This is a genomic window from Streptomyces sp. H27-H5, from assembly GCF_026627505.1.
Classification (GTDB): Bacteria; Actinomycetota; Actinomycetes; order Streptomycetales; family Streptomycetaceae; genus Streptomyces.
Window position 1 is genome coordinate 1 of record NZ_JAPNLK010000378.1, and the last position, 535, is coordinate 535.

A 535-nucleotide genomic window follows, 5' to 3' on the forward strand; every position below is an offset into this window, starting at 1 on the left:
CCCTCTCTGTCAAAGTGACTCAAGCCAGGCATACTGGATGATTCATTGAGTTGAGGGTGGAGAAGGAGTAGTGCCCACAGTGGCCAGCACTGATGACCACGGGATACCGGATCCGCAGGTAGAACCCCGTTCCACGGGTCCGCGCCGGTACTCGGCGGAGTACAAGGCGAGGATCCTGGGCGAGTACGAGAGCCTTGACCGGCAGGGCAAGGGGGCCATGCTTCGCCGGGAGGGCCTGTACTCGTCACTGATCACGACCTGGCGCCAGCAACGCGACCGGGGGGCGAAGACGGCGCTGGCCGCGCCGGCGGGAAGGCCGAGGGCCGACCCGCGGGACAAGGAGATCGCACGGCTTGAGGCGCAAGTGGCCCGGCTGGAGACCGAGCTGGGCAAGGCCCGCACCGTCATCGAGGTTCAGTCAAAACTCTCCGCGCTGCTCGACCAGTTCGCCACGGACAGCGCGATGAGGAACGGCGAGAGCAGGTGAGCATCCCGACGGACACGGACACGGACACGGACACGGACACGGACACGG

Annotated in this window: 1 protein-coding gene; it reads left to right on the forward strand. The window is 66.0% G+C overall.

Annotated features, from left to right (window positions below; translation table 11 throughout):
• Positions 1 to 79 precede the first annotated feature (79 nt).
• Entirely contained in the window at positions 80 to 487 is a 408-nt protein-coding gene (locus OTB19_RS43350; protein ID WP_267804360.1) for a hypothetical protein, read from the forward strand.
• Positions 488 to 535 lie beyond the last annotated feature (48 nt).